The organism is Sphingobium sp. MK2 (assembly GCF_040170545.1).
In the GTDB taxonomy this organism is placed as follows: Bacteria; Pseudomonadota; Alphaproteobacteria; order Sphingomonadales; family Sphingomonadaceae; genus Sphingobium.
The window spans coordinates 1-24,341 of the sequence record NZ_JAZDXA010000050.1; the positions used below are offsets into that span (position 1 = coordinate 1).

Annotated in this window: 22 protein-coding genes; 17 read left to right on the top strand and 5 right to left on the bottom strand. The window is 60.7% G+C overall.

Translation table 11 applies throughout. The features are described from left to right. Positions 1 to 24: 24 nt before the first annotated feature. Positions 25 to 855 carry an alpha/beta hydrolase gene (locus V2I08_RS17805; protein ID WP_349636216.1) on the bottom strand — a complete coding sequence of 277 codons (831 nt, stop codon included), beginning with the start codon at positions 853 to 855 and terminating at the stop codon, positions 25 to 27. A gap of 308 nt (positions 856 to 1,163) precedes the next feature. Here V2I08_RS17805 and V2I08_RS17810 point away from each other — a divergent pair, with 308 nt between their 5' ends. Continuing rightward, complete coding sequence (locus V2I08_RS17810) at positions 1,164 to 2,189, top strand: GlxA family transcriptional regulator (RefSeq protein WP_349636217.1); 1,026 nt, start codon at positions 1,164 to 1,166, stop codon at positions 2,187 to 2,189. 24 nt (positions 2,190 to 2,213) lie between these two features. Here V2I08_RS17810 and V2I08_RS17815 read toward each other — a convergent pair whose 3' ends face one another. Then, positions 2,214 to 3,182, bottom strand: coding sequence for a magnesium and cobalt transport protein CorA (locus tag V2I08_RS17815; protein ID WP_349636218.1), 969 nt, complete (start codon positions 3,180 to 3,182; stop codon positions 2,214 to 2,216). Between the two features lie 226 nt (positions 3,183 to 3,408). Here V2I08_RS17815 and V2I08_RS17820 point away from each other — a divergent pair, with 226 nt between their 5' ends. The 7 genes from V2I08_RS17820 (at position 3,409) to V2I08_RS17850 (ending at position 10,518) form a co-directional block, all read left to right on the top strand. Then, positions 3,409 to 3,945 (top strand): hypothetical protein, encoded by a 537-nt coding sequence (locus V2I08_RS17820; protein ID WP_349636219.1) that lies wholly within the window; start codon positions 3,409 to 3,411, stop codon positions 3,943 to 3,945. A gap of 171 nt (positions 3,946 to 4,116) precedes the next feature. Further along, positions 4,117 to 4,830, top strand: coding sequence for a response regulator transcription factor (locus tag V2I08_RS17825; RefSeq protein WP_349636220.1), 714 nt, complete (start codon positions 4,117 to 4,119; stop codon positions 4,828 to 4,830). Positions 4,831 to 5,002: 172 nt separating this feature from the next. Continuing rightward, complete coding sequence (locus tag V2I08_RS17830; RefSeq protein WP_349636221.1) at positions 5,003 to 5,701, top strand: carbonic anhydrase; 699 nt, start codon at positions 5,003 to 5,005, stop codon at positions 5,699 to 5,701. Positions 5,702 to 5,704: 3 nt separating this feature from the next. Further along, positions 5,705 to 7,201 carry a SulP family inorganic anion transporter gene (locus V2I08_RS17835; RefSeq protein WP_349636222.1) on the top strand — a complete coding sequence of 499 codons (1,497 nt, stop codon included), beginning with the start codon at positions 5,705 to 5,707 and terminating at the stop codon, positions 7,199 to 7,201. A 272-nt stretch (positions 7,202 to 7,473) separates the two neighbouring features. Continuing rightward, positions 7,474 to 8,304: a TorF family putative porin gene (locus V2I08_RS17840; RefSeq protein ID WP_310221842.1), complete on the top strand. Its 831-nt coding sequence runs from the start codon at positions 7,474 to 7,476 to the stop codon at positions 8,302 to 8,304. A gap of 181 nt (positions 8,305 to 8,485) precedes the next feature. Next, complete coding sequence (locus V2I08_RS17845; RefSeq protein WP_037477295.1) at positions 8,486 to 9,196, top strand: response regulator; 711 nt, start codon at positions 8,486 to 8,488, stop codon at positions 9,194 to 9,196. An 8-nt stretch (positions 9,197 to 9,204) separates the two neighbouring features. After that, positions 9,205 to 10,518, top strand: coding sequence for an ATP-binding protein (locus V2I08_RS17850; RefSeq protein ID WP_349636223.1), 1,314 nt, complete (start codon positions 9,205 to 9,207; stop codon positions 10,516 to 10,518). Positions 10,519 to 10,526: 8 nt separating this feature from the next. Here V2I08_RS17850 and V2I08_RS17855 read toward each other — a convergent pair whose 3' ends face one another. After that, positions 10,527 to 12,176, bottom strand: coding sequence for an alkaline phosphatase family protein (locus V2I08_RS17855; RefSeq protein WP_349636224.1), 1,650 nt, complete (start codon positions 12,174 to 12,176; stop codon positions 10,527 to 10,529). 76 nt (positions 12,177 to 12,252) lie between these two features. Here V2I08_RS17855 and V2I08_RS17860 point away from each other — a divergent pair, with 76 nt between their 5' ends. From V2I08_RS17860 to V2I08_RS17900, 9 genes are all read left to right on the top strand, one after another. Beyond that, entirely contained in the window at positions 12,253 to 14,277 is a 2,025-nt protein-coding gene (locus V2I08_RS17860) for a protein-disulfide reductase DsbD domain-containing protein (RefSeq protein ID WP_349636225.1), read from the top strand. Continuing rightward, a complete protein-coding gene (locus tag V2I08_RS17865) occupies positions 14,277 to 15,014 on the top strand; it encodes a TlyA family RNA methyltransferase (protein WP_349636226.1) in 738 nt (245 codons plus the stop codon). Before V2I08_RS17860 ends, V2I08_RS17865 begins: the two co-directional genes overlap by 1 nt. 88 nt (positions 15,015 to 15,102) lie before the next feature. Continuing rightward, a complete protein-coding gene (locus tag V2I08_RS17870; RefSeq protein ID WP_349636227.1) occupies positions 15,103 to 16,149 on the top strand; it encodes an efflux RND transporter periplasmic adaptor subunit in 1,047 nt (348 codons plus the stop codon). A gap of 10 nt (positions 16,150 to 16,159) precedes the next feature. Then, positions 16,160 to 19,267 carry an efflux RND transporter permease subunit gene (locus V2I08_RS17875; RefSeq protein WP_349636228.1) on the top strand — a complete coding sequence of 1,036 codons (3,108 nt, stop codon included), beginning with the start codon at positions 16,160 to 16,162 and terminating at the stop codon, positions 19,265 to 19,267. Between the two features lie 22 nt (positions 19,268 to 19,289). Next, on the top strand, positions 19,290 to 19,838 hold the full coding sequence (locus tag V2I08_RS17880; RefSeq protein ID WP_349636229.1) for a TspO/MBR family protein: 549 nt from the start codon (positions 19,290 to 19,292) through the stop codon (positions 19,836 to 19,838). A 44-nt stretch (positions 19,839 to 19,882) separates the two neighbouring features. After that, complete coding sequence (locus tag V2I08_RS17885; protein WP_349636230.1) at positions 19,883 to 20,182, top strand: accessory factor UbiK family protein; 300 nt, start codon at positions 19,883 to 19,885, stop codon at positions 20,180 to 20,182. 42 nt (positions 20,183 to 20,224) lie between these two features. After that, positions 20,225 to 20,731, top strand: coding sequence for a YbjN domain-containing protein (locus tag V2I08_RS17890; protein ID WP_037477312.1), 507 nt, complete (start codon positions 20,225 to 20,227; stop codon positions 20,729 to 20,731). A 4-nt stretch (positions 20,732 to 20,735) separates the two neighbouring features. After that, positions 20,736 to 21,551 (top strand): pyrroline-5-carboxylate reductase, encoded by an 816-nt coding sequence (gene proC / locus V2I08_RS17895; protein ID WP_405053673.1) that lies wholly within the window; start codon positions 20,736 to 20,738, stop codon positions 21,549 to 21,551. Between the two features lie 61 nt (positions 21,552 to 21,612). Beyond that, a complete protein-coding gene (locus V2I08_RS17900; RefSeq protein ID WP_349636232.1) occupies positions 21,613 to 22,113 on the top strand; it encodes an asparaginase domain-containing protein in 501 nt (166 codons plus the stop codon). A 66-nt stretch (positions 22,114 to 22,179) separates the two neighbouring features. Here the strand turns inward: V2I08_RS17900 and V2I08_RS17905 are convergent, their stop codons facing one another. Both V2I08_RS17905 and fdxA read right to left on the bottom strand, forming a co-directional pair. Then, positions 22,180 to 22,707, bottom strand: coding sequence for a CarD family transcriptional regulator (locus V2I08_RS17905; RefSeq protein WP_037477608.1), 528 nt, complete (start codon positions 22,705 to 22,707; stop codon positions 22,180 to 22,182). Positions 22,708 to 22,947: 240 nt separating this feature from the next. Next, positions 22,948 to 23,286, bottom strand: a complete 339-nt coding sequence (gene fdxA, locus V2I08_RS17910) for a ferredoxin FdxA (protein WP_037477607.1) — start codon at positions 23,284 to 23,286, stop codon at positions 22,948 to 22,950. Positions 23,287 to 24,341 lie beyond the last annotated feature (1,055 nt).

Here is a 24,341-nt window from a genome sequence, read left to right on the forward strand (position 1 = left end):
ATATGTTTTACCCGTGTTTGCGGCTTAACTGCGGAAGAAAGCGAGCAGATCGGGGTTGATGATATCGGCATGGGTCTGCGCCATACCGTGGGGCAAGCCCTCATAGGCCTTGAGCGTCCCCTGTTTGAGCAATTCGACTGTTTTTGGACCATGATTGGCAAAGGGGACGATCTGATCGTCCAGGCCATGCATGACCAGGACCGGCACATTGATCGCCTTTAGATCCTCGGTGAAATCCGTTTCCGAGAATGCGGCGATGCAGTCATATTGGGCCTTCGCGCCACCGGCCAGGCCTTGGCGCGACCAATTGTCTATCAGGCCTTGGCTGATCTTCGCGCCCTCGCGGTTGAAGCCGAAAAACGGACCGCTGGCTATGCCGCGATAAAATTCTGCACGGTTGGCGATCAGTTGCGCACGAAAATCATCGAAGACGGCCATCGGTACGCCGTCGGGATGCGCGTCCGATTGCAGCATCACGGGCGGCACCGCGCCGATCAGAACCGCTTTGGCAACACGGCCCGGCTCGGCGCGCGCGACATAGCGGGCCACCTCACCGCCGCCCGTCGAATGGCCGACATGGATGGCGTTTCCGAGGTCGAGCTTTGCGACCAGCGCCGCAACATCGGCGGCATAGCTGTCCATTTCGTTGCCGGTATCGGTCTGGGTCGAACGGCCATGGCCGCGCCGGTCATGCGCGATAACGCGATATCCCTTGTCTAGGAAGTACAACATCTGGTTGTCCCAGTCGTCGCTCGACAACGGCCAGCCGTGATGGAACATGATAGGCTGCGCATCCTTGCTGCCCCAGTCCTTGTAGAAAATTTCGGTGCCGTCCTTGGTGGTGATCGTCGCCATATCAAGTCTCCTTGGTTCAAGCGGCAGGAGCGCCGCTGTTGCCCATTTTCTAGCCGCCAGATCGCGGCGGCACCCTTGGCCAAACTGACATATTAAGGGTCGAATTTGACATTTTGACCGGCCAGACGCAGCGCATCCTGACTCAATGTGCGCCTCTGGCACCTGCTTGGCGGCCGGCGCGCTGTGGGTTCCGCATTCCACTGATCATGATACTGTTCTGTCAACGTCCAGTCCGCCGGAAGGGCGCGGATGAAAGAAAGCCACTTTCTGTGGCGGCAGTTTTTACACGCTTGGGGGTAAGCGGCAGAATGCGGGACAAATCCGACAAGAATGCGCAGGGACGGATCGTTGCGGAAGTAGCGTTGGTCATCTACCCTGATTGTCAGCTATCGGCGATCTATGGTTTGACCGACCTGTTCCGTCTGGCGGTTACGGCTGCGCAAGTGGCAGGGGAGCGCGACGCGCCGATCATCCGTATCACCCACTGGCAGGATATGGGGGATGGCGTCGCCTGCACCTATGACAGCCATCCCGGCAATCCGCACCGCGCCCAATATATCATCATACCGCCCAGCCTCATCATGCCGAACGACCTGCCTTCCATGCAGGGGCTGGCTGGCTGGATGACGCGCAACCATGAACAGGGTGCGATATTATGTTCGGTCTGCGCGGGCGCTTTTGTGCTGGCAGAGACAGGCCTTCTTGAAGGACGGGAAGTGACAACGCATTGGGCCTTCGCCGATTCGCTGCGTGCGCGTTTTCCAAAAGTGAAAGTGGATGCCGACCGCATCATTGCCGATGACGGCGATATCATCACCGCGGGCGGGATTCTGGCCTGGACCGACCTGGGTTTGACGCTGGTCCAGCGGTTGCTTGGGGCCAGCGCGATGTTGCAGACCGCCCGCTTTCTACTCATTGACCCGCCGCGGCAGGCACAGCGGCCCTATAGCAGCTTCATTCCTAAGCTCGACCATGGTGATGCCGCCATCCGGGCGGTCCAGCACTGGCTGCCAGCGCATGTCGCCGCAGAATGGTCGGTGAAGATGCTCGCCGATCGCGCCGGCATGGAAGAGCGGACGTTCCTGCGCCGGTTCAAGGCGGCGACCGGGCTTCGGCCTACCGAATATGTGCAGCAAATCCGCATCGCGCGGGCGCGCGAGGCATTGGAACTGACCCGTCGCCCGGTCGAACAGATTGCGTGGGAAATCGGCTATGGCGATCCCTCCGCCTTCCGCAAGCTGTTCATCCGCATCACTGGCCTTCCGCCAGCCGAATATCGTCGCCGCTTCGGCGTAGCGCGGCACGCGCCGGCGGATGCGCCGGTTCAGCTCTGACCACGGTCGCTGCGCTGCCCTTGGCTATAACCATTTCAGCTTGCGGAAGCGGGCATAGAGCAGGCTGCAGATGACCGTGATGACGCTCAGGACAACAAAATAGCCATAGCGGGTCTGTAGTTCGGGCATATTTTCAAAGTTCATGCCATATATGCCCGCGATCGCCGTCGGCACCGCCAGAATAGCGGCCCAGGCGGCAAGTTGCCGGGTTATTGCGCCTGTGCGCTGCTGTTCGAGCAGATTGCTATATTCAAACACCGACATCAATATTTCGCGCAGGTCGTCGGCCATGGTCTGTACCCGGCGTATATGGTCGCGCACGTCGCTGAAATAGGGCCTCGTATCGGCATCGATACAGGGCAGATCAATTTTGACGAATTTATGGGCGACTTCATGCATGGGCGTGAGGATGCGCTGGAAGCGCATCACTTGTCGGCGCAGATTGAAAATCCGCGTAATGTCCTCGCGCCCCAGAAATTGATCGACCGTCTGCTGTTCCATGGCCAGCACTTCGTCCTCTATCCCTTCGATGATCGGCAGATAGCCATCGACGATGAAGTCGAGCACCGCATGCAACACATAGTCCACCCCTTGTGCCAGTCGATCAGGCACGGCTTCCAGTTCCTGTCGCAGCGTGTGATGCGCGCGGGCTGAACCGTGGCGCACGCTGATGATGTGGCTGTGACCGACAAAGATCGCCGTTTCGCCGTAGCAGATGCTGTCATTCTCGACATGGGCCGTGCGCGCGACGACGAAAAGCTGGTCGCCGTAAATATCCACCTTGGGGAGTTGATTCGCCTTGATCGCGTCTTCGATCGCCAGTGGGTGGAGGTCATAGCTTCGTCGCAACGTTTCCATCTCGGCAGCGGTCGGCTCAGCCATGCCGATCCAGACAAATTCCGATTTGTCATGCGCGCAGTCGATCTTTTCGTCGATCATCACCGGCCGCACGCGGGTTCCGTTACGATAGAGATAAGCGGCGATGACGGTCATATTCGGTCCTGCGCGTGGAGTCGGTCTTGCCGCCTAGCAGATGGAATTTCCTTCGTCCTGCGAGAAGCCCGATCCGTTCATCGTTCGCAGGTCTCGCCCGGCGCAATTTTGCACGGAACTATCTGGATATGACTTCGCTCTGACACAGTCTGGCGCGAAGGAAATATACCGATGCGGGCACACATGGCAGAATATGCCGGGGTACGCACAGAATGGAGCCATATCCGTGTCTATCCTGACCATTGATTTTGAGGCGTCGTGCCTGCCGCGCCACGGCCGGTCCTTCCCGATCGAGGTTGGCGTAGCGGTAGAGGGCTGGTCGTGTAGCTGGCTGATTCGCCCGCATGATGACTGGGCAGAGTGGGACTGGACGCTGGAGGCCCAGGCATTGCATGGCCTCGACCGAACGACGATTGCGCAAAAGGGGCTTGACGCACAGGTCGTATTGGCCCTGCTGAACGACGCGGCGATCGGACGGCGCGTGGTGGCCGATAGCCGGATTGATCAGCAATGGCTGGAGACGCTGGCCGTTGCCGCTGGGTGCCCAGCGCCATTCGTCATTGAGCATGTTTCGACGATCATCGCGGAACGGCATGCTGATGATGCGCAAATCCGTCAGGCGGTGGCGATCGCCGATCGCCGCTGTCCTACTCGCCATAGGGCCGGCACGGACGCCCTGTGGCTCGCCACCATGTTGGCGCATTTGCCGCAGAACGCACGGCCTTCTCTGGAACCGCGAATGCCGGAATTATTGTCGGCTTGATGGCATAATGTCGCCTGCGCAATAATTTGTAACATCCGGCAAATTTCGGAGACATTCAGGCGATCTAAGGGCTGATCCGATGTCTGGCGTGCTGACGGCGTCGGAATCTGTTCGAGGAGGCGCGCGCATGAACGATAACCACGGCACTTCTGGATGCTATGGTCTTTGCGCATGACGCCGCCGCTGATCCTGGTGACCGAAACGGAGGCCGCCCAGCAGCAGGCAATCCGCATGCATCTGGAGGAGAGCGGGTTTCGCGTGATGCGAAGTGGCGGTGCTACCCAGATATTTCAGGCGCTGGCGACCATGCCGGTCGGCGTGATTGTACTGGATGCGGCGCTTCGCGGTCCTGACGGCATGGATTTGTGTCGCGATGTGCGCGCGCGGAGCGAGGTCCCTGTCATCCTGGTCGGCGCCAATAGTTCGGAGGTCGATCGCGTTGTCGCGCTGGAGCTTGGGGCCGACGACTATATCAACAAGCCTTATTCGGCCCGTGAACTGGCCGCCCGTTTGCGAGCGGTATTGCGGCGGGGACGGAGTGTGCGCGCCGTCGGTCTGCCACGCCAGACCAAAGCGGCGTTTGATGGATGGACAGTCGATTTCGGCCGTCGATCGTTGGTCAACCCGGCAGGCGAGGCCGTCAATCTGACGGCCGCCGAATTTGCGCTTCTTGCCGTGCTGCTTGATCATCCGCAGATGGTGATCGCGCGCGCGCGCTTAATGGAACTGGCCGGGGTGCGCGATACGCCGTCATCGGACCGCAGTATCGACGTGTTGATCAGCCGCCTGCGCCGCAAATTGCGCTATGGGGACCAACCGGCACCGATTGTTACTGTCCGGCGTGTAGGCTATATGTTCAGCGCGGCGGTCGAGCGCCACTCATAGGGTAAAATGCCCGAAAACGCTGGCGTTTTGGTGATAGTCACCTTGGCGAAACGATTTTGCCTTCCAGACATGTTTTTTAACAAAGCCGCTGCGACGCAGCAAAACCATGGTTCTATCGTCTTCAATTGAGCCGGTCCCCCCTGACCGGCACCGTATAAGAAGGATAGACCCCATGAACGAGCTTCTAGGCCGTGTCTTCAGCTTCGAAAAGCATGTGTTTCCTAACGAAAGCGCGCTTTACAATCGGCTGGCCAGTGACGGGCAAAGCCCCAAGGCACTGATGATTTCCTGTGCCGACTCGCGGATCGTGCCTGAGCATATCATGCAGGCGCAACCCGGCGACCTGTTCGTATGCCGCAATGCGGGCAATATCGTGCCGCCCCATGCGACCCAGAATGGCGGTGTCACATCGACCGTGGAATATGCCGTCATGGTTCTGGGCGTGCGCGATATCATTGTGTGCGGTCATAGCGACTGCGGCGCGATGAAGGCGATGTCGACCAATGCCGATCTGACCAAGATGCCCAACGTGGCGGCCTGGCTGCGCCATGCCCATGCCGCGCAGCAGGTTTGCAGCGAAAGCTATCCCGACACGCTGACCGACGAAGAAAAGCTGCGCAACATGGCGTTGGAAAATGTCGTCGTTCAGTTGGCCCATCTACGCACACACCCTTCCGTCGCTTCGGGTATTGCGCGCGGCGATATTGCTCTGCATGGTTGGTATGTCGATATTCATGCCGGTCAGGTTCTGGGCCTCGATGGTGAAACCGGCCGCTTCCTGCCGCTGCGCGAAGATCAGCCCATGCCGATCGCTCTTCCCCATGCACGTCGCCTGGCCGGTGACAGCGAATTTGCCCTGGCGGCGGAGTAACTCATGCTGAAAGCCCTTTCCGGCGGCACCTTCGGCCGCGATTTTACGGCGTCTATCGTCGTCTTCCTTGTGGCGATGCCGCTGTGCATGGGCATTGCCATCGCGTCCGGTGTTCCGCCGGAAAAGGGCCTGATCACGGGTATTATCGGCGGCATTGTCGTTGGTATGCTGGCCGGCTCTCCCTTGCAGGTCAGCGGCCCGGCTGCTGGTTTGGCAGTCATCGTCTTCGAAATCGTCCGGGAACAGGGATTGTCCGCATTGGGACCGATCCTGATCCTGGCGGGGGCGATCCAGGTCGTCGCTGGCTTGATGCGTGTGGGTGGCTGGTTCCGGGCCATTTCGCCGGCAGTGGTACACGGCATGCTGGCCGGCATCGGCGTATTGATCGTCGTCGGTCAGTTCCATGTGCTGTTCGATGACGTGCCGTTGTCGAGCGGCCTCGCCAACCTGCTGGCCATGCCCGGCCAGTTGCTGGGCCTGTCCACGGGTGACACCGTGACGGCTTTCACGGTCGGTCTGGTGACGATCTTCGGCATGCTCGGCTGGGAGAAGTTCCGCCCGGCGGCGTTGAAGCTGGTTCCTGGCGCGCTCGTTGGCGTTGTGCTTGCGACGCTGGTCGCTTTCATCCTCTCGCTCCCGGTGGCGCGGGTCGTCGTGCCCGAATCGATCGTAGCTGCGGTCACCTTGCCGGAAGCCGGTCTGTTCGCGACGATGATGGACCCGGCGGTCATCACCATCGCCATCGCTATCGCCTTCATCGCCAGCGCTGAAACTTTGCTGTCCGCCGCTGCGGTGGACCGGATGCACGATGGCGTTCGTACCAACTATAACCGTGAACTCAGCGCTCAAGGTGTCGGTAACCTGCTCTGCGGCTTTGCCGGTGCGCTGCCGATGACCGGGGTGATCGTCCGCAGCTCCGCCAACGTTCAGGCGGGGGCCAAGACCCGGATGTCGGCCATTCTTCATGGCGTCTGGATCTTGGGCTTCGTTGCTCTGCTTCCCTGGCTGCTCCGCGAAATCCCGATGGCAGCACTGGCTGGCATTTTGGTCGTAACCGGCGTTCGTCTCGTCAGCGTCGACCATGTCAAGCACCTGCTCCACCGCTATGGACCGCTGCCCGCGATCGTCTGGGCCGCTACGCTGATCTGCGTCGTTGCCACTGATCTTCTGACTGGCGTTCTGGTGGGCATTGGCCTGTCGCTCCTCGAACTGGTGCCGCATCTCAAGCGGTTGCGCCTGAAGATGGAAGATGAAAGCCGGGGTGAAACGCACGAAGTGGCTTTGCGGGGCAGTGCGACTTTCCTCAGCCTTCCTAAATTGTCTGCCAAACTCGACTCTTTGCCGACAGGTGGGCTGGTCATTCTGAACGTGGAGCGGCTTGGCCATATCGATCACACGACCGCAGAAATGCTGCGCGAATGGGTAGAACGTCGTCGCGGCGGCGGCTCCCCCGTCGAATTGTTCGGTGCCACCGGACGGATGCGCCAACTGGTCGCCTGATTTTTTGAAAAAAGGATTGGGCGACACAGGGTGCCGCCGCGCCACTACCCCCGGCGCGGCGGCATTTTTATGTCTGTTTTATTCAGCATGAAGCAGCAATAAACTGTGCTATGTTTGCAACAGCACTGCCCAGTATCTCGCATTTGCGAGAAAAAGCTGTTTGACTGTCGGCCGGATATGAATAGGCAAAGCATGTCCACCGATACTGAGGGCGTCAGCAACAGACTTTCGGGTTGGTGGAAGCAGGACGGAACATTCTTTCGTAAAGGGGAATGTTCATGAAGTATAAAATCGCCTGTGCCGCTCTCGCGCTCATGTCTAGCGTACCAGCTTTCGCACAGGAAGAACCCACAGCACCCGTCACGGTCTCCGGCAGCGTTGCGATGGTTTCCGACTATCGCTTTCGTGGCGTATCGATGACCGACCGCGGCATGGCCGTTCAGGGCGGCATCAGCGTTAGCCATGAATCCGGTGCTTATGCCGGCGTTTGGGGCTCCAACCTTTCGGGCTGGGGCACGTTCGGCGGCGCAAATATGGAACTGGATTTGAACGCGGGCTATGCGGTTGATCTGGGCGGTGCGACGCTTGATGTCGGTTTGGTCTGGTACATGTATCCCAGTGGCCTCGACACGACCGATTTCGCTGAACCTTATATCAAGCTGTCGGGCGATATCGGCCCGGTGAGCGCGCTGGTCGGCGTCGCCTATGCGCCCAAGCAGGAAGCGCTGGGCAAGGCCTGTAGCGATGCGGCCTGCACGATCGCGCGTCCTGGCGATAAGGAAGACAATCTGTATCTCTGGACCGATATCAGCAGCGCCATACCGAACACGCCGGTTACGCTGAAAGCGCATCTGGGCTGGTCAAAGGGCAATTCGGGCCTTGGCCCCAATGGCACTTCGCTCGCACCAACCGGCAAATATCTCGACTGGCTGGTCGGCGCGGATGTCGCCATTCCTGGTACGCCGCTCACATTGGGCATAGCCTATGTCGATACCGACATTGCTCGTGTGGAAGAAAATTATATCCGGCCGAACTTCTCGGCGGCCGACGGCAAGTCGATTGCTCGCAGCCAGGTCGTTTTCTCGATCTCTGCAGCCTTTTAATCTCATAAGCGCCGCCGGGGCTGGTCTGCCAGTCCCGGCGTTTTCGCGTCTATCTGTCGGTAGCCTTGCATGACAAAATGTTGCTGGGGTTGTGACGCGGCTTTGGCCTGCGCGACCCGGTTGACCCTAGAAACGGTCGGCCCTATCCCATCGCAATGACATCACCCGCCTTGCAGCATTCATGACCGCTCCATCGATCATCCTCGTCGAAGACGACCCGCCGCTTCGCACCCTGACCGCGCGCGCTCTGCAAGAGCATGGCTATGAGGTCCGCCCTGCATCTTCGGGACCGGAAATGTGGGTAGCGTTCGATGCCGGGCCGGTCGATCTTGTCGTGCTCGACGTCATGCTACCGGGCACCAACGGCATAGATCTATGCCGTCAGATCCGGCGAAAAAGCGACGTTCCCATCATCTTCATCAGCGCCAAGGGCAGTGAGACGGATCGGATCGTGGGTCTGGAATTGGGGGCGGACGATTATCTGCCAAAGCCATTCGGAACCCGCGAACTAATTGCCCGCATCCGCGCCATTTTGCGCCGCGTGGGGTTGGAACGTGGCCCGGACGAACATCGCGAAAATGAAGCGCGTTTTGATGGCTGGGTCGTCAACTTCCCGCGCCGCGAACTGCGATCTCCCACTGGTGGGCTTGTTGATCTGACGGGTGCGGAATTTGATCTGCTTGGCAGTTTTCTCAGCCACCCGCAGCGTGTCATCGCGCGCGAGCGCCTGATCGAACTGTCGCGCACCCGCATGGGCGACAGCAGCGATCGTAGCATCGACGTCCTGGTCAGCCGCCTTCGCCGCAAATTGTCGACGGAAGACCGGGGCGCGCCGATCACGACGGTCCGGGGCGTCGGTTATATGTTCAACGCAGAGGTCAGCCGCGCTTGAGGTGGCACATGCACGGATCGCTGGGGCTGGTTGGCCGCCTCTTCGCGATCCTGCTGCTGACCGTGATGCTGGAATTTGCCGTAGGCACGCTCATTTACGAGCGGGCGAGCCAGATATCGCTTCAGGATGACGAAGCGCGTCGATTGGCCGAACATCTGGTCATTGCCCGCAAATTGCTGACCGAGCAGCCGCCCAATGAGCGACGTGCGATGGGCGTCCGCCTGACCACCGATCGATATGACGTGCACTGGTCCGCAGCAGCGCCGCCGCCGCCACCGCTGTCGCCCGAACTGGAGCGGATGCGCCAGCAGATTATCGAATGGGAGCCGTCGCTGGAACGATCGCGCCTGTGGCTGCGTCTGACGTCGCCCAGTCGCCATTCGGAAATCAACGGTGGCTTGCAATTGCCCGATGGCAGTTGGCTCTACTTCGGCATGCATCATGGCGGCGGCAAATGGGCCTTTACGATCGGTCGGATGGGATTGGCGCTGATCCCGGTTTTGGCTTTGCTGATCGCTGGCTGGATATTGATAAGGCGGACATTAGCCCCCTTGCGCGAACTGACGCGCGCAACCGACAAGATCGGCCTGGGTTCCGAAGTGATCCTGCCGGAGGCCGGGACCAGCGACGTGCGCGATCTGATCCGGGCCTTCAATGCAATGCAGACCCGCATTCATCGGCTGATCACGGAACGTACCGAAACATTGGCGGCCGTGGGCCACGATCTGCGCACCCCGCTCTCGCGCCTGCAATTGCGTCTGGAAACCGTACAGCAAGATGATGTCCGCGAAGCCATGGATGGCGATCTGGAAGAAATGGGCGCCATGATCGAATCGCTGCTCGATTTTCTGGGCGGGGAGAAGAATCCGGAGCCTGCGGTGCGAGCGGATTTGGCGGTTACGATCGCGACCGTGGTCGATGCTTTCCAGGATCATGGGCAAGATGTCGACTATAGCGGGCCGGATCATCTGGAAATGGAGATACACGCGCTGCCGCTCCGCCGAGCGATACGCAATCTTATCGAAAATGCGCTTCACTATGGCCAGCGTGCCCGCGTCTCGTTGCTGCGTGTCGGGGATGAAGTGTTGATCCGCATTGACGATGACGGGCCGGGCATCCCGCGCGACCAGATCGGTGCGGTACTCAAACCCTTCGCCCGGCTCGATACGGCGCGCCAGCGCAATACGCGCGGACTCGGTCTGGGCCTGGCCATCGTGCAGAAGGCGGTGGAACTGGAGCGCGCGCAGTTGACGCTTATCAATAGGCCCGAAGGGGGGTTGCGCGCGGAAATCTGTCTGACCCAGCTAAAGGGGCGACGCTAGACGCTGCGTTATCGGCGCGCGCAACTGTCTCCATCGCCCGCTATCAGATCAAGGCAGCGACCATCGATCTGATCCTTTGCGACCGGCAGGTCGATCAGTGCTGCCAGACTGGGTAGGATGTCCACCGTCTCCACGCCTAAGGGCTGCTCGAATCCGCGCATCTCCTTGCGCCAGAACAGGATCGGGACGCGGCGATCTATATCCCATGGACTGCCATGGGTGGCGACTGAACCCATTACCGCCTGTTCGGGGATCGACATCACCCGCGATTTGAGCAGCAGGAGCAAATCGCCTGATCGCGTCGGATCGAAGCTGGCGCGGGCCTTCTGCACCAATGTCCAGTTTTCGGGTGGGCCAGCAGGGGACGGAGTGGCGGCTATTTCTGACTTGGTGAAGGCAGCGGCAACCTGCGGATGGGCGCGTAGCAGGGTAAGCGTCTCTGTCTCCACCTTCGCACGCTGCGCAGAGGTCAGCCCTTTGTCGAAGTAAAAGTCGCCAGACGGGCCATCGCCCCAGAGCACCGTCTTACCCGCCAACCCGGTACGTTGCGCTACGGCAGCGTTAAGCACCTTAGGTGTCAGCGCCGTGTCGACGCGGCTTTCCATCGGCATGGCGTTCAGGCGATGCCGTTCGGGCAGGTCATGCCCGCCATGATCCGCGGTCAGCACCACGATATAGTCGATGCCGTCCTTGTCCAAGCGATCGAAAAAGGCACCCAGTTCACGGTCCAACCGATCGACCTGGATACAACTCTCCGTGCCTTCGGTGCCGTAGCTATGGCCGATATAGTCGGTGGCCGACAGGCCGATGGAGATGATGTCGGTCTGCGCCTGCAGACCCAGCGCCATCGTCTCGATGGCGGCAGCCGCGAATGCGAGCGTCATGGCATCCTGTTCAGGCGAGATCCGGAAGCCCTTATAATCGCCCGCAGCACGCGCGAAGCGGCCCGTGCCCACGGTGCGGTCGCCTGCGCGCACTGCAAAATCTTTGGCCACGCATTGCGCGGGCAGATCGAAGCCGGGATTGGGCTGCGCCAGTTGCCGGGCCATAGCTTCATTGACCTTGGCAACCAGCGGCGGGGTGGCGACGCCTTTGTAACTGACATAGCCCTGCGGTCCGCCGAGCCACCAGACCTGGTCGGCGGTCGGTCCGCCCATCATGATTGCAGCGCGATCCTTGCCGGAAATCGACACCACGCGGGTCGCAGGATTGGCCGCTTTCATCCTTCCGCCCAATGTCGGCACTTTGAGATGTATCGGGGATGCGACATAGGCGTCGCTGTTGCTGCCCGGCTGGGTTTCGTCTTCGGCGCAATAGATCGCCTTGTCCGGGCGGGCGGCGTTCAGGTCGAACCAGCTATTAGCGATGATGCCCGTGCGCGACGGGCGGCTGCCGGTCAGGATGGTGCTATGGCCGGGGCAGGTTTCCGTCGCGGCATGGCTTTGAAAGCCGTTGGGGAAGACGGCACCCAGGGTCAGTCGCTTGAGGCCGCCGCTATAATATTGGCGATATTCGCTGAACAGGTCGGCGGAAAATTGATCGACGCTGATTGCGACGATGAGCTTTGGTGGGGAGGCGGCTGTAGGTGGTGCAGGCGTCTGCGCCGCAATCGGCATGGCGGTGGCCAGCAGCAGGGCGGCGGCGACATGTTTCAACATTTCCTGTACCTTCTCCAGCCTTGACGGCGAACGCCCCCGGACCTAGCCCGCTCTCACTTACGCGACCAGAGGCCCGATGCGGATTTTTCATGGCATATTGATGACGCTGGCGTTGCTGTTCGCCGCGCCTGCTGCGCTGGCCCAGGGCGCGTTCGGCGGTGGGGCACCGCATATCGCTGCGCGCCTGGTAGCCGAAAGCGCCGCGCCGCAGCCGGGCAAGGGCACGACCATCGCCTTCGCCATGACGCCGGAAGCGGGGTGGCACGGCTATTGGGAAAATCCCGGCGACGCAGGGTTAGGGATGAGCGTGGAATGGACGCTGCCCAAGGGCGTTAGCGTTGGGGCGTTGCGTTATCCTGTGCCCGAAACGCTATTGATATCCGGCTTGATGAACCATGTTTATGAAGGTCCCTATGGCATATTGGCGAACCTGACCGTCGCGCCGGATGTGGCATCGGGCACGCGCTTGCCCGTGCGGGTGAAGGCCCAATGGTTGGCCTGCACCGATAAAGTGTGCGTGCCCGAAAGCGGCGAAATGGCGCTCGATCTGGTGGCAGGCGAAGGACAGGCGGATGCTACTGATCGCGCCCGGTTCGATGCCTGGCGCACGCAACTGCCCCGGCCTTTGGGAAGTATGGCGACCTATGCCATCGCCGGCGGCAAGCTGCGCGTGTCAGTGCCGTTTCCGGCGGATGCACAGGCACGCGATATCCATCTTTTTCCGCTGGCAGAGGGCTTCACCCGCTACGCGGCACCGCAGAGCATCACCCGCGATGGCGATCGTCTGCTGATCGAAACCGATGCGGGCGAAGGCGCAAAGGGCGGCAATGTTCAGGCGGTCCTGCGAACGGGCGATCATGTCGGCTTCTTGCTGACGGCACAGCCGGGCGCGGTTGCCGTATCGTCGGGCGGGGGAGAGGCGGGGGCGATCCTGGCCGCGCTCGGTGGCGCATTGCTCGGCGGCTTGCTGCTCAACATCATGCCCTGCGTCTTTCCGATCCTGGGCCTCAAAGTCATGAAACTGGCCAAGGCCGGGGGCGACGAGCGCGTGGTCCGGCGGGAAGCGCTGGCCTATACGGCGGGAATTACCCTGACCTGCTTGGTGCTTGGCGGCTTGTTGCTGACCTTGCGCGCGGCGGGGACGGCGGCGGGCTGGGCATTCCAGTTGCAGGATCCACGTATCATTCTGGGCTTGTTACTGCTGGTGACGCTGATCGCCTTCAACCTGGCAGGCCTGTTCGATTTTCGCGCGATCGGCGGCGGTGATCGACTGGCGGGCAAAGGGGGCTTGGCCGGGTCATTCTGGACCGGCGCGCTGGTCGCTTTCGTCGCAACTCCCTGCACGGGTCCGTTCATGGCGGCTGCCATGGGTGCGGCGCTGCTGCTGCCGCTGGTCGCCGCGCTGGCGGTGTTTGCCGGATTGGGGCTGGGGCTGGCGCTGCCCTTCCTGTTGCTTGCCTATATTCCGACACTAAGGCGACGCCTGCCCAAACCGGGTGCTTGGATGGGTCGGCTTCAGAAAATTCTGGCTATCCCGATGTTCCTGACCGCGCTTGGCCTTGCCTGGTTATTGGGACAGCAGCGTGGTGTGCCGGGCATGACGATCGGCCTTGCGGCGGCGCTCCTGCTGGCGCTTCTGCTGTGGTGGCTAGGCATGCGGCAGCGCGCAGGCCGGGGGGGCGGACTGATCGCGGCATTGCTCGGCGTGGCCTTGCTTGCAGGAGCCGCGGTGACGTTGCCAGTGCAGGCCCCCACCGAAACAGCAACTGCCGATCATATTGCGTTCGATGAGGCGCAACTGGCCAGCCTGCGCGCGGCGAACCAGCCTGTTTTCCTTTATTTCACTGCGGACTGGTGCCTCACCTGCAAGGCAAACGAAGCCGCTGCGATCAACCGTGCCGAGACGCGCGCTAGCTTCGAAAAGGCAGGCGTCACAGTGATGGTCGGCGACTGGACCAATGCCGATCCCGCCATCACACGCTTTCTCGAAGCGCAGGGGCGCTCCGGCGTACCGCTCTACCTCTGGTATGCGCCCGGCAAAGATGCGCAGACATTGCCGCAATTGCTCAGCGTGGCGACGCTGACCGGATTGGTACGCTGATGGCCAAGATGCGTGCCGATCAACTGCTTGTCGATCTGGGCTTGGCGGAGAGCCGCGCCCGCGCGCAGGCCTTGATCCTGGCAGGCCATGTCTTCCTCGGCGATCGCAAGGTGGAGAAAGCCGGTCAGCAGGTCGCGCCCGACGCTGCGATCGATGTGCGCGGCCGCGACCATCCCTGGGTCTCGCGCGGGGGTATTAAGCTCGCCCACGCGCTCGATACGTTCGCCATCGACGTGGCCGGTCATGTCGCCATCGATGTTGGTAGTTCGACCGGCGGCTTTACTGACGTGCTGCTGACCCACGGCGCTGTAAAGGTCTATGCCGTGGATAGCGGCACGAACCAACTCGCCTGGAAATTGCGCTCCGACGATCGTGTGATCGTCCATGAACAGACCAGCGCGCGTATCCTGACCGACGCGCACATTCCAGAGCCTGTCGATTGCATCGTCTGCGACGCGAGTTTCATTGCCTTGTCAAAGGTGTTGGAACGGCCGATCACCTTCGCCCGTCCCGGCGCGTCGCTGGTGGCGCTGATCAAGCCCCAGTTCGAGGCGGGACGGGCCGAAGTGGGCAAAGGCGGGGTCGTTCGTGACGTGGCTATTCATAATCGCGTTTGCGAAGAGGTGCGGACATGGATCGATGCGCAGGGCTGGACCGTTATCGGACTGACACAAAGTCCCATTACTGGTCCACAGGGCAATGTTGAATTTCTGATCTATGCCCGGCTTGGTGGATAAAGGCTCCATGTTCGTTTCTCGCCAGTAAGTTCATTCCGCGGCAAAAGGTCATGTTGTGCCGCTTGCAAAGGCCCGCTAGCCCCCTGTCATGCGATTTCCCTTTCCCCTTGTCTTTACAGTGCTTTGCCTGGCCGGTTGCGGCGGCGAAAAGGCACCCCAACCGCGCGCTGTCCCGTTGGTCGAGGCAGCGCCCGTCACCAGCCGGACATTTACAGATCGCTTGGAGGCGATCGGTACGGCCCTTGCCAATGAACAGGTGGTGCTATCCGCGCCGGTGACAGACCGGATCACATCAATCAATTTCGCCGATGGCGGTTTCGTCAATAAAGGGCAGGTGATCGCCACACTGGCAACGGGCCAGCAGCAGGCCGCTCTTGCCGCTGCGGAGGCGCAGGCCCTGCAGGCGAGGCAGCAGTTGGAGCGTATTCAATCGCTCCAGACGCGCGGTTTCGCGACGGCCTCTTCGCTCGATCAGCAACTGGCGCTTGCCAATGCGGCGCGAGCCAGCGCCGATCAGGTCCGCGCCTCAATCAGCGATCGAGTGATCCGTGCACCTTTTGCCGGTTGGGTGAGTTTACGCACGGTATCGCCAGGTGCGATCGTTTCGGCAGGCACAGCCATCGCCACCGTCAGTGACGTGTCACGCATCAAGCTGGACTTCACCATCCCTGAAACACGCCTGTCGTCGATCAGCGCTGGGCAGTCGATACAGGCCATATCCGCCGCCTGGCCTGATCGCCCCTATAATGGGACTATCGCGACGATCGACCCGGTGATCGACCCTGCTACGCGCGCTGTGCGGGTGCGCGCCATATTGCCCAATCCCGATCGAACGCTGAAACCCGGCATGTTGTTGACCGTCAGCGTCGCATCGCGCCAGCGCCAGTCACTTGCCTTGCCCGAACTGGCGATCGTCGGCGACGGCGAAGAGCGTTTCGTGTTCCTTCTGGAAGGCCGCAAGGTGAAGCGGGTCAAGGTCGATACCGGCATTCGGCAAAGTGGACAGGTGGAGATATTGGGCGGTTTGCAGGCCGGGCAGCAGGTGGTGACCGAAGGCGTCGTAAAATTGACCGATGGGGCGACCGTTCGTTTGGCCAGCGATAAGCCAGCCCCCTCACCCAAGCCCGCAGGCTAGGGGTCGCACGATGCAACTGTCAGACCTGTCCGTCCGCCGCCCGGTTTTCGCGGCTGTACTTGCGATATTGCTCTGCATCATTGGAGTGGTGGGGTATCTCAGCCTCTCCGTCCGGGAATATCCCGATACCGACCCGCCGATCGTGTCGGTGGAAACCGGCTATACGGGTGCAGCGGCATCCGTGGTGGAAACGCGGATCACCCAGTTGATCGAGGATGCGGTTGCGGGCGTCCAGGGGATCAGGACGATCACCTCCCGATCGCAGGACGGCACATCCGACATCAGCATCGAGTTTGATCCGTCGCGCGATATTGATACGGCGGCGAATGACGTGCGAGATCGCGTCGGGTCGGTCGTGGAAGACTTGCCCGAAGACGCGCTTGCCCCTGAAATTCGCAAGGTTGACGCCGACGCGAGGCCGATCTTGTTTCTGGCCTTTTCCCGACCCGGCTGGACCCCGATTCAACTCAGCGACTACATCGACCGCAATGTCGCGGACCGTTTTTCCGCCATCGACGGCGTGGCGCGGGTTACCATTGGCGGCGAAGCACGCCCTTCAACCCGTGTCTGGATGAACGCCGAGCGACTCGCTGCCTTCGGTCTGACCCCGGCCGACGTTGAAAATGCCCTGCGCGCCCAAAATGTCGAACTGCCAGCGGGCCGTTTTGAATCGAAGGACCAAAATCAGACATTACGAGTGGAGCGATCCTTCGCCACAACCGAGCAATTTGCCCAGTTGGTGGTCGGGCGCGGTGCCGATGGCTATCAGGTCAAGCTGGGCGATATTGCCCGGATCGAAGAAGGTGCTGAAAACCCCTATAATAGCTTCCGATCGAATGCGGGAACGGCCGTTGGCCTTGGCATCGTGCGCCAGTCCGGTGCCAACACGCTCGAAGTCGCCGACAAGGCGAAAGCGCTGGTCGAAGAGTTGCGGCCAACCTTGCCTGAAGGCATGCGGGTTGCTGTGGGGTCGGACGAATCGCTGTTCATCAGCCGGGCCATCGCCAATGTCTATGACACGCTGATCGAAGCGGCTCTGCTCGTCATTCTCGTCATCTTCCTGTTTTTGGGGTCGGTACGCGCGACCATCATTCCGGCCATCACCGTCCCCATCTGCTTGTTGTCGACCTGTGCCGTGATGTGGTTGATGGGCCTGTCGATTAACCTGCTCACTTTGCTGGCCTTCGTTTTGGCTATCGGCCTTGTGGTCGATGACGCCATTGTCGTGCTGGAGAATGTCTATCACCGCATCGAACAGGGTGAAGATCCGCTGGTCGCGGCTTATCTCGGTACCCGGCAGGTAGGTTTTGCCATTATTTCGACGACGTTGGTGGTTTGCGCGGTGTTCGTGCCGGTGATGTTCCTGGCCGGACAGACTGGTCTGTTGTTCCGTGAACTGGCGATCGCAATGACGGCCGCTATCGCTTTTTCAGGCTTCATATCGCTCAGCCTGGCCCCGATGCTCTGTTCAAAATTGCTCAACAATGCGGAACGTGGTCGTCTGGCGCGCTGGGTCGATGCGCGGTTTCAACGGATTGAGAACAGCTATAGCAAATGGCTCGACAGGATATTGACCAAGCCGTTGCTGCCCTTGATCGGCGTGGCATTTTTCCTGGCTCTGGCGGGCGGCCTGTTCACGCTGCTGCCCAATGAACTAGCCCCGGCCGAGGATACGGGCGTCGTTGATAGCCAGGTCAGCGCACCCGAAGGCACCGGCTATGCACGCATGTTGTCCTATATGCGCAAGATCGAAGATGAATTGGCACCTTTGCGCGAGGATGGCACGCTCCAAAATCTGATCGTGCGTACGCCCAGCGGATTTGGCACGACCGATGATTTCAACGGCGGCAACGTTATTGCCTTCCTGCGACCGTGGGAGGACCGGACGATCACCACTGCGGAGGTCGCGACCATCATCAACAGGGTGATCGCCAATCAACCCGGCGTACGTGGTAACGCCGCGCCGCGTTCGGGCCTGGGGCGAGGGCGCGGGTTGCCGGTGAACATCGTGCTGGCCGGGGCGACCTATGAAGGACTGGTGGCGGCGCGTGACCGGATAACGGCATCGGCGGTCGCCAATTATCCGGGACTGATCAACCTCGATAGCGACTATAAGGAAACGAAGCCGCAGATGCGGATTACGGTCGACCAGCAGCGGGCGGGTGATCTCGGCGTGTCGGTCAATGATGTCAGCCAGGCGCTACAAAGCCTGCTCGGCTCTCGGCGCGTGACGACCTATGTCGATCGCGGTGAAGAATATCGTGTCATCGTTCAGGCGGAAGAGGAAGGACGCGAGACGCTCGCCGACCTTGAGCGCATCAACGTCCGCACGCGCACGGGAGCCTTGGTGCCGTTATCTGCCATCGTCACGGTTCGTGAGGTTGCAGGCGCGCGTCAACTCAACCGTTTCAACAAGCTTCGCGCCATTACTCTGACCGCTGCGCTGGCACCGGGCACATCGCTCGGAGATGCACTGACTTTTCTGGAGAATGAAGCGCGACAGGCTCCTGAAGTGCTAGCCATCGGCTATCGCGGTGAAAGCCAGTCGCTGCGGGAAACGGGCGGCTCGATCTGGCTGATCTTCGGCCTGACGATTCTGATCGTCTTTCTGTTGCTTGCCGCCCAGTTTGAAAGTTTCATCCATCCCGGCGTGATCATCGCTACGGTGCCCCTGGCCGTGGCGGGCGGTGTAATCGGGTTGGTCGTTACGGGCGGCACGATCAACCTCTACAGCCAGATTGGTATCGTCATGCTGGTCGGACTGGCGGCGAAAAATGGCATTTTGATCGTCGAATTCGCCAATCAGTTGCGCGACGAAGGTATGGAAATCGGACAAGCTATTCGCGAAGCGGCGACGCGGCGTCTGCGTCCTATCCTCATGACCTCCATCGCTACGGTCATCGGTGCGGTGCCGTTGGTGATAAGGGGCGGCGCCGGGGCGGCGGCCCGCCAGTCGATCGGCGTCGTGATCGTTTCGGGCGTGAGCCTCGCGACGCTGATCACATTGTTCCTCATTCCCATCTTCTATTCGCGCGTTGCCAAGCGCACGGTTTCCCCGCAAACCGTGGGCCGAAAGCTGGATTCGGCTCTGAAGGATTCGCCTCAACCGGCCGAATGACATCTATGGAGAAGCGTTGCCGATGAACGAGATCGCGTCCCCCGGCCAGTTGCGCCTCGCTTATCTGCGCTGGGCGTTGCTCACTGTACCCGCGATCGTTCTCCTGGGCTTCCTGTCGGGGCGGCTGGCCAATAGCGGCTATGGCAATCGTTGGTTCGACGCGCTGGAAAAGCCCACGCTGATGCCGCCCGGCTGGCTGTTCGGCGTTGCCTGGACAATCCTCTATGTGTTGATGGGTCTGGCACTGGCGATCGTCCTGCATGCACGCGGTGCAAAGGGGCGGGGACCGGCAATCGCGCTGTTCCTGGTCCAGTTGGTCATGAACCTGGCCTGGTCGCCGCTCTTCTTCCGGGCGCATCAGGTCGGCAGCGCGCTTATTCTGATATTGGCGCTGATCGTCGTGGTGGCGATAACCATCTGGTTGTTCGACAGGGTGCGTCGCATCGCTGGCCTGCTGCTGTTGCCCTATCTTGCGTGGCTCTGTTTTGCCTCCTTTCTCAATTATGAGATCGGGCGACTCAATCCCGATGCCGAGACCCTTGTCGCACCGGCGCTGCGCACCCAAATATGATTTTTGGCGCGATTTTTCTCGCGCCGCCGCAAAGGACAAGAGCAATGCAGAGCGAAAACCGCTTTTTCGACGATCTGGCCAAGCTGGTGAACGGTGCTGCCGGGACGGTGGCGGGCATGAGCCGCGAGTTTGAAGCCAATGCGCGCGAGAAAGCCAAGGAATGGATCGGCGGCATGGAGTTCGTGTCGCGCGAGGAATTTGACGCGGTCAAGGCGATGGCCGCAGCGGCGCGAGAAGAAGTCGAATTGCTGAAAGCCCGGCTCGACGCGCTGGAGGGGCGGGCCTCCGAACCCGTCACCAAGACGGTTAAGGCCAACAAGCCCAAGGGAAGCGACGCGCTCTGATCCTGTCTGTCCTTTCGCCTTATGCAGTGTTAAGGCGCGGCGATGATGGATAGTGACGAGTTTGAACATGGTGGTCAGGAGGCCGCCCCGATCGATATGCTGGCGGCCTTTTATGAGGCGCACGGCTGGAGCTACGAGCAGGTTGGCGAGGATGAGATCGTCGCCAACACGCAAGGGTCTTGGGCGCAATATGAATTGCGCGGCATTTGGCGCGATGAAGACCAGGTGTTGCAGCTATTGGCCATGCCCGACATCCGCGTTACCGATGAGAAGCGCAGCGTCATTTATGAGACGCTGGGGCTGATCAACGAACAACTTTGGCTTGGTCATTTCGAGCTTTGGTCGTCCAGCGGCATCATCCTTTTCCGTCATGGGGCGCTGTTGGGCGCAGGCGGCACGCTGACGCTCGACCAGGCGCAATTATTGGTCGAAACGGCGATCGACGAATGCGAACGCTTTTATCCTGTGTTCCAGTTCGTGTTGTGGGGCGGCAAATCACCGTCGGAGGCGATTTCCGCCAGCCTGATCGAAACGCGCGGCGAAGCCTGAGCCGATGACGATGACGTTCTGGCCCGATCATCTCTTTCTCGTTGGCTGCGGCAATATGGCGGGGCAGATGCTGTCGCGCTGGCTTGGCTGCGGGCTAGATCCGGCGCGGGTCACCGTGCTGCGACCAAGTGGCAAGGCTGTAGCTGATGGCGTGCGCGTGGTAACCGACTATCCCGCCGCATTGCCCGCTGGAACCACGGTGCTACTCGGCATGAAGCCTTATCAGATTGGCGATGTGGCGGAAGCACTTGCGCCACTATGCGCGGCCGACACGAGGATCGTGTCGATCCTGGCGGGCACGCTTTTGGCGGATATGCGCGCATGTTTCCCGCAGGTTCGGGACATTGTGCGCGCCATGCCCAATCTGCCCGTCGGACTAGGGGAGGGCGTGACTGCGCTTTTCACCGATAGCCGCGCTGCACCCCAGGCAAGGGAAGCCGTCGATGCCCTTATCCGCCCGTTGGGCCTTGCCGAATGGGTGGCAGACGAAGCGTTGTTCAACCAGGTCACTGCTTTGTCCGGCTGTGGCCCTGCTTTCGTATTCCGCTTCATCGACGCGCTGGCGCAGGCAGGTGAAGCGCTCGGCATTCCTGCCGATCAGGCCGCGCGCATGGCGCTGGCGACGGTGCAGGGTTCGGCCACCATGGCGACCCGCGCCAGCGATAGTCCCGGCCAGTTGGCGGATCGGGTTGCGAGTCCCGGCGGTATGACGCGGGAGGGATTGAACGTCCTCGACGCCGACGACCGGCTGTTCAGGCTGCTGATCGACACATTGACGGCGGCGCGGGATCGCGGCGAAGCGATGGCGCGGGGGGAATAGGCCGGTTCCGGGGCAGGGTAATTTGCGCTAGGGGCATGGCTTTCCTGTTTGGAGCTTTCCCATGCTGTCGCCCGATACCCCCATCCTGCTGCTGACCACCGGCGGGACGATCGACAAAGTCTATTTCGATGCGCTGTCCGACTATCAGGTGGGCGAGACGGTGATGGCCAAGCTGCTGGACGTGGCACGGGTCAAGCGGCCCTTCCGCATCGAGGAGGTGACCCGCAAGGACAGTCTGGAACTGGACGATCGCGATCGCGCGCTCATCTATGCGCGGATCGCCGCTGCGGCGGAGAAGCATATCGTCATCACCCATGGCACGGATACGATGACCGATACCGCCAAGGCGCTGGCGGGTATTGAGGGCAAGACGATCGTGCTCGTCGGTGCGCTCGCGCCTGCGCGCTTTGGCGAGAGCGATGCGAGTTTCAACCTCGGCATGGCCTTTGCCACTGCTCAGATCGCGGAACCCGGTGTTTACATCACCATGAGCGGGTCGGTGTTCCGCGCCGACAAGGTCATTAAGGACCGTGCCAAGGGGGCCTTCGTGTCGCTGACATGAAAAAGGGAGCGCTTTGGCAATTCCAAGCGCTCCCTCCTTCTGACTTCATTATCGGTCAGCGGCGTCTCAGCCCTCGACCTTGGCATATTTGGGCGCGGCTTCGTTGAGGATCGCGAGAATCTTCTTGAGCGCGGTGGGTTCGTCCGTCTCTTCCATCGCGGCCAGTTCGCGGGCGAGGCGGCTGGAGGCCGCTTCGAAAATCTGACGCTCGGAATAGCTTTGTTCGGGCTGGTCGTCGGCCCGGAACAGGTCGCGGGTCACTTCGGCGATCGACACCAGGTCGCCCGAATTGATCTTCGCTTCATATTCCTGCGCGCGGCGCGACCACATGGTGCGCTTGACCTTGGGCTTGCCCTTGAGCGTTTCCATCGATTCTTCGAGCGTCTTGTTGGACGACAGCTTGCGCATGCCAACGCCTTCGGCCTTGTTGGTCGGTACGCGGAGCGTCATGCGCTCCTTTTCGAAACGGAGCACGTACAGCTCCAGATCCATGCCTGCAATCTGCTCTTTCTGCAGTTCGATCACACGGCCTACGCCATGCTTGGGATAAACGACATAATCACCAACGTCAAAGGACAGCGCTTTGGCAGCCATTTGCAACCTTTCCAATTCAACCGGGGAACGGGGCCGACGCAGGGCACATGCGATAGGGGTCACATGCAGGAAGACCGCGACACCACCGTCAAGACATGAAGCTAATACTCCAGGGACGCGCGCATATGCCCGTCCGTTATGTCGGCTTTTAGCAGATTCGTAACAAAATTACCACCCCCGGACATAAAGGGCGGGCGTGTGGCGCAAAACGGGACGGTGAAGGCGGCGGCAGTGCGCCCGTCAGCTACCCGTGCCGGGTTCCGGCGAGAAGAACTGTTCCAGCTTGTTCTCGACGCCCTTCATGGCATCGGCGTCGGCGGGGGCATCGCCCTTGACCGTGATATTGGGCCATTCGGCCGAATATTTGGTGTTCAACTCCAGCCATTTTTCCAGGCCATTTTCGGTATCGGGCAGGATCGCTTCGGCCGGGCATTCAGGCTCGCACACGCCGCAGTCGATACATTCGCTCGGATTGATGACCAGCATATTCTCGCCCTCGTAGAAACAATCCACGGGGCAGACCTCGACGCAATCCATATATTTGCAGCGGATGCAGTTGTCGGTCACGACATAGGTCATTGTCTGGTCACTCTTGGTTGGAAAAGCGCGGTCCTGCTATGCGCAGGCACGGCCAAGGTCAATGAGGATAATGTTGCCGGGGGTTTAGGCGCGGTTTCCTGCGGCCCGACTCGAAAGTTCACACCGTTGCAGGGCTGGATTGGGCGGGGGACGGGATATGCGCGTGATGATGCGAATCTCGCGAAGTTCACACCGTTGCAAGGGTGCGGCGCGGGGGCGGGGTCGACGATGGGAAAGAGCGGTGTCGGGGGAGGGTAGCATCGGATCGGGATGTAGGACAGGGCGGTGGCTGGTTCCTGGTACAAGCGGGGTGAGGGTGTCCTGAGCCTTACAACATCGCGCCGCATCAAACGCCGAGCCCCCTCTTCCAACTCCGCCTAGGTGCCTTCGGCACCAAGGCTGCGTATCCTTCTCCCCGGCGGGGAGAAGGGGCAATGTGCCGGGGGAGGGTTGCCATGGTGAGATGGCGATGCCCCTCAAACGGAGTCACCCCGGACCCTTCGACGCGCTCAGGACAGGCTTGATCCGGGGTCCATGAGCCTCTTCTTCTCAGTGACGTAGAATCGTTGAGCCAATGGATGCCGGGTCAAGCCCGGCATGACGGCAAAGGGTGGGTAGGGGATGGGCGGCTTAGAGTGCGATAGCTCTCTATAATACAGACGAGATATGGTAAGCGGCAGCGAAATCATTGTGGCGTAGAGTAAGCACATGCCTATCGGATATCTTTTAATCGGTTCCTTCGTGTTTTTGCCAGTCTATTTTGGCATGGTCAGCGACGTTACCGGAAATCGCGCTTGGAAAATCGGGGCACTTTGCGTGATTGTCCCAGTCGTTGTGAGCCTGATCTATCTGCTTGCTCTTTTCGATAGTTGCGGTAGTTCATGTGTTGATTCTGGGCTTACCTTTTTTGCAGTGCTGGGGTTAGGTGGGCCAGTAGTGTTGTACGGCGCGGGTGTTCTGATCCGAGCCACCTATTTGGCAATAAGTTCGCCGAAATAACGTTCGCTTGCAGGCGACATTGAGATCGCTCGAAGTATCTGTTTCTTGTCGATTGC

Excerpts from the sequence above, each read along its gene's own strand:
- proC (WP_405053673.1), top strand. The coding sequence starts at position 20,736 with ATGACGATGACGTTCTGGCCCGATCATCTCTTTCTCGTTGGCTGCGGC.
- V2I08_RS17835 (WP_349636222.1), top strand. The coding sequence starts at position 5,705 with ATGCTGAAAGCCCTTTCCGGCGGCACCTTCGGCCGCGATTTTACGGCG.
- V2I08_RS17885 (WP_349636230.1), top strand. The coding sequence starts at position 19,883 with ATGCAGAGCGAAAACCGCTTTTTCGACGATCTGGCCAAGCTGGTGAAC.
- V2I08_RS17850 (WP_349636223.1), top strand. The coding sequence starts at position 9,205 with ATGCACGGATCGCTGGGGCTGGTTGGCCGCCTCTTCGCGATCCTGCTG.
- V2I08_RS17875 (WP_349636228.1), top strand. The coding sequence starts at position 16,160 with ATGCAACTGTCAGACCTGTCCGTCCGCCGCCCGGTTTTCGCGGCTGTA.
- V2I08_RS17830 (WP_349636221.1), top strand. The coding sequence starts at position 5,003 with ATGAACGAGCTTCTAGGCCGTGTCTTCAGCTTCGAAAAGCATGTGTTT.
- V2I08_RS17845 (WP_037477295.1), top strand. The coding sequence starts at position 8,486 with ATGACCGCTCCATCGATCATCCTCGTCGAAGACGACCCGCCGCTTCGC.
- V2I08_RS17890 (WP_037477312.1), top strand. The coding sequence starts at position 20,225 with ATGATGGATAGTGACGAGTTTGAACATGGTGGTCAGGAGGCCGCCCCG.
- V2I08_RS17825 (WP_349636220.1), top strand. The coding sequence starts at position 4,117 with ATGACGCCGCCGCTGATCCTGGTGACCGAAACGGAGGCCGCCCAGCAG.
- V2I08_RS17880 (WP_349636229.1), top strand. The coding sequence starts at position 19,290 with ATGAACGAGATCGCGTCCCCCGGCCAGTTGCGCCTCGCTTATCTGCGC.
- V2I08_RS17815 (WP_349636218.1), bottom strand. The coding sequence starts at position 3,182 with ATGACCGTCATCGCCGCTTATCTCTATCGTAACGGAACCCGCGTGCGG.
- V2I08_RS17840 (WP_310221842.1), top strand. The coding sequence starts at position 7,474 with ATGTTCATGAAGTATAAAATCGCCTGTGCCGCTCTCGCGCTCATGTCT.
- V2I08_RS17870 (WP_349636227.1), top strand. The coding sequence starts at position 15,103 with ATGCGATTTCCCTTTCCCCTTGTCTTTACAGTGCTTTGCCTGGCCGGT.
- V2I08_RS17860 (WP_349636225.1), top strand. The coding sequence starts at position 12,253 with ATGCGGATTTTTCATGGCATATTGATGACGCTGGCGTTGCTGTTCGCC.
- V2I08_RS17900 (WP_349636232.1), top strand. The coding sequence starts at position 21,613 with ATGCTGTCGCCCGATACCCCCATCCTGCTGCTGACCACCGGCGGGACG.
- V2I08_RS17805 (WP_349636216.1), bottom strand. The coding sequence starts at position 855 with ATGGCGACGATCACCACCAAGGACGGCACCGAAATTTTCTACAAGGAC.
- V2I08_RS17865 (WP_349636226.1), top strand. The coding sequence starts at position 14,277 with ATGGCCAAGATGCGTGCCGATCAACTGCTTGTCGATCTGGGCTTGGCG.
- fdxA (WP_037477607.1), bottom strand. The coding sequence starts at position 23,286 with ATGACCTATGTCGTGACCGACAACTGCATCCGCTGCAAATATATGGAT.
- V2I08_RS17810 (WP_349636217.1), top strand. The coding sequence starts at position 1,164 with ATGCGGGACAAATCCGACAAGAATGCGCAGGGACGGATCGTTGCGGAA.
- V2I08_RS17905 (WP_037477608.1), bottom strand. The coding sequence starts at position 22,707 with ATGGCTGCCAAAGCGCTGTCCTTTGACGTTGGTGATTATGTCGTTTAT.
- V2I08_RS17855 (WP_349636224.1), bottom strand. The coding sequence starts at position 12,176 with ATGTTGAAACATGTCGCCGCCGCCCTGCTGCTGGCCACCGCCATGCCG.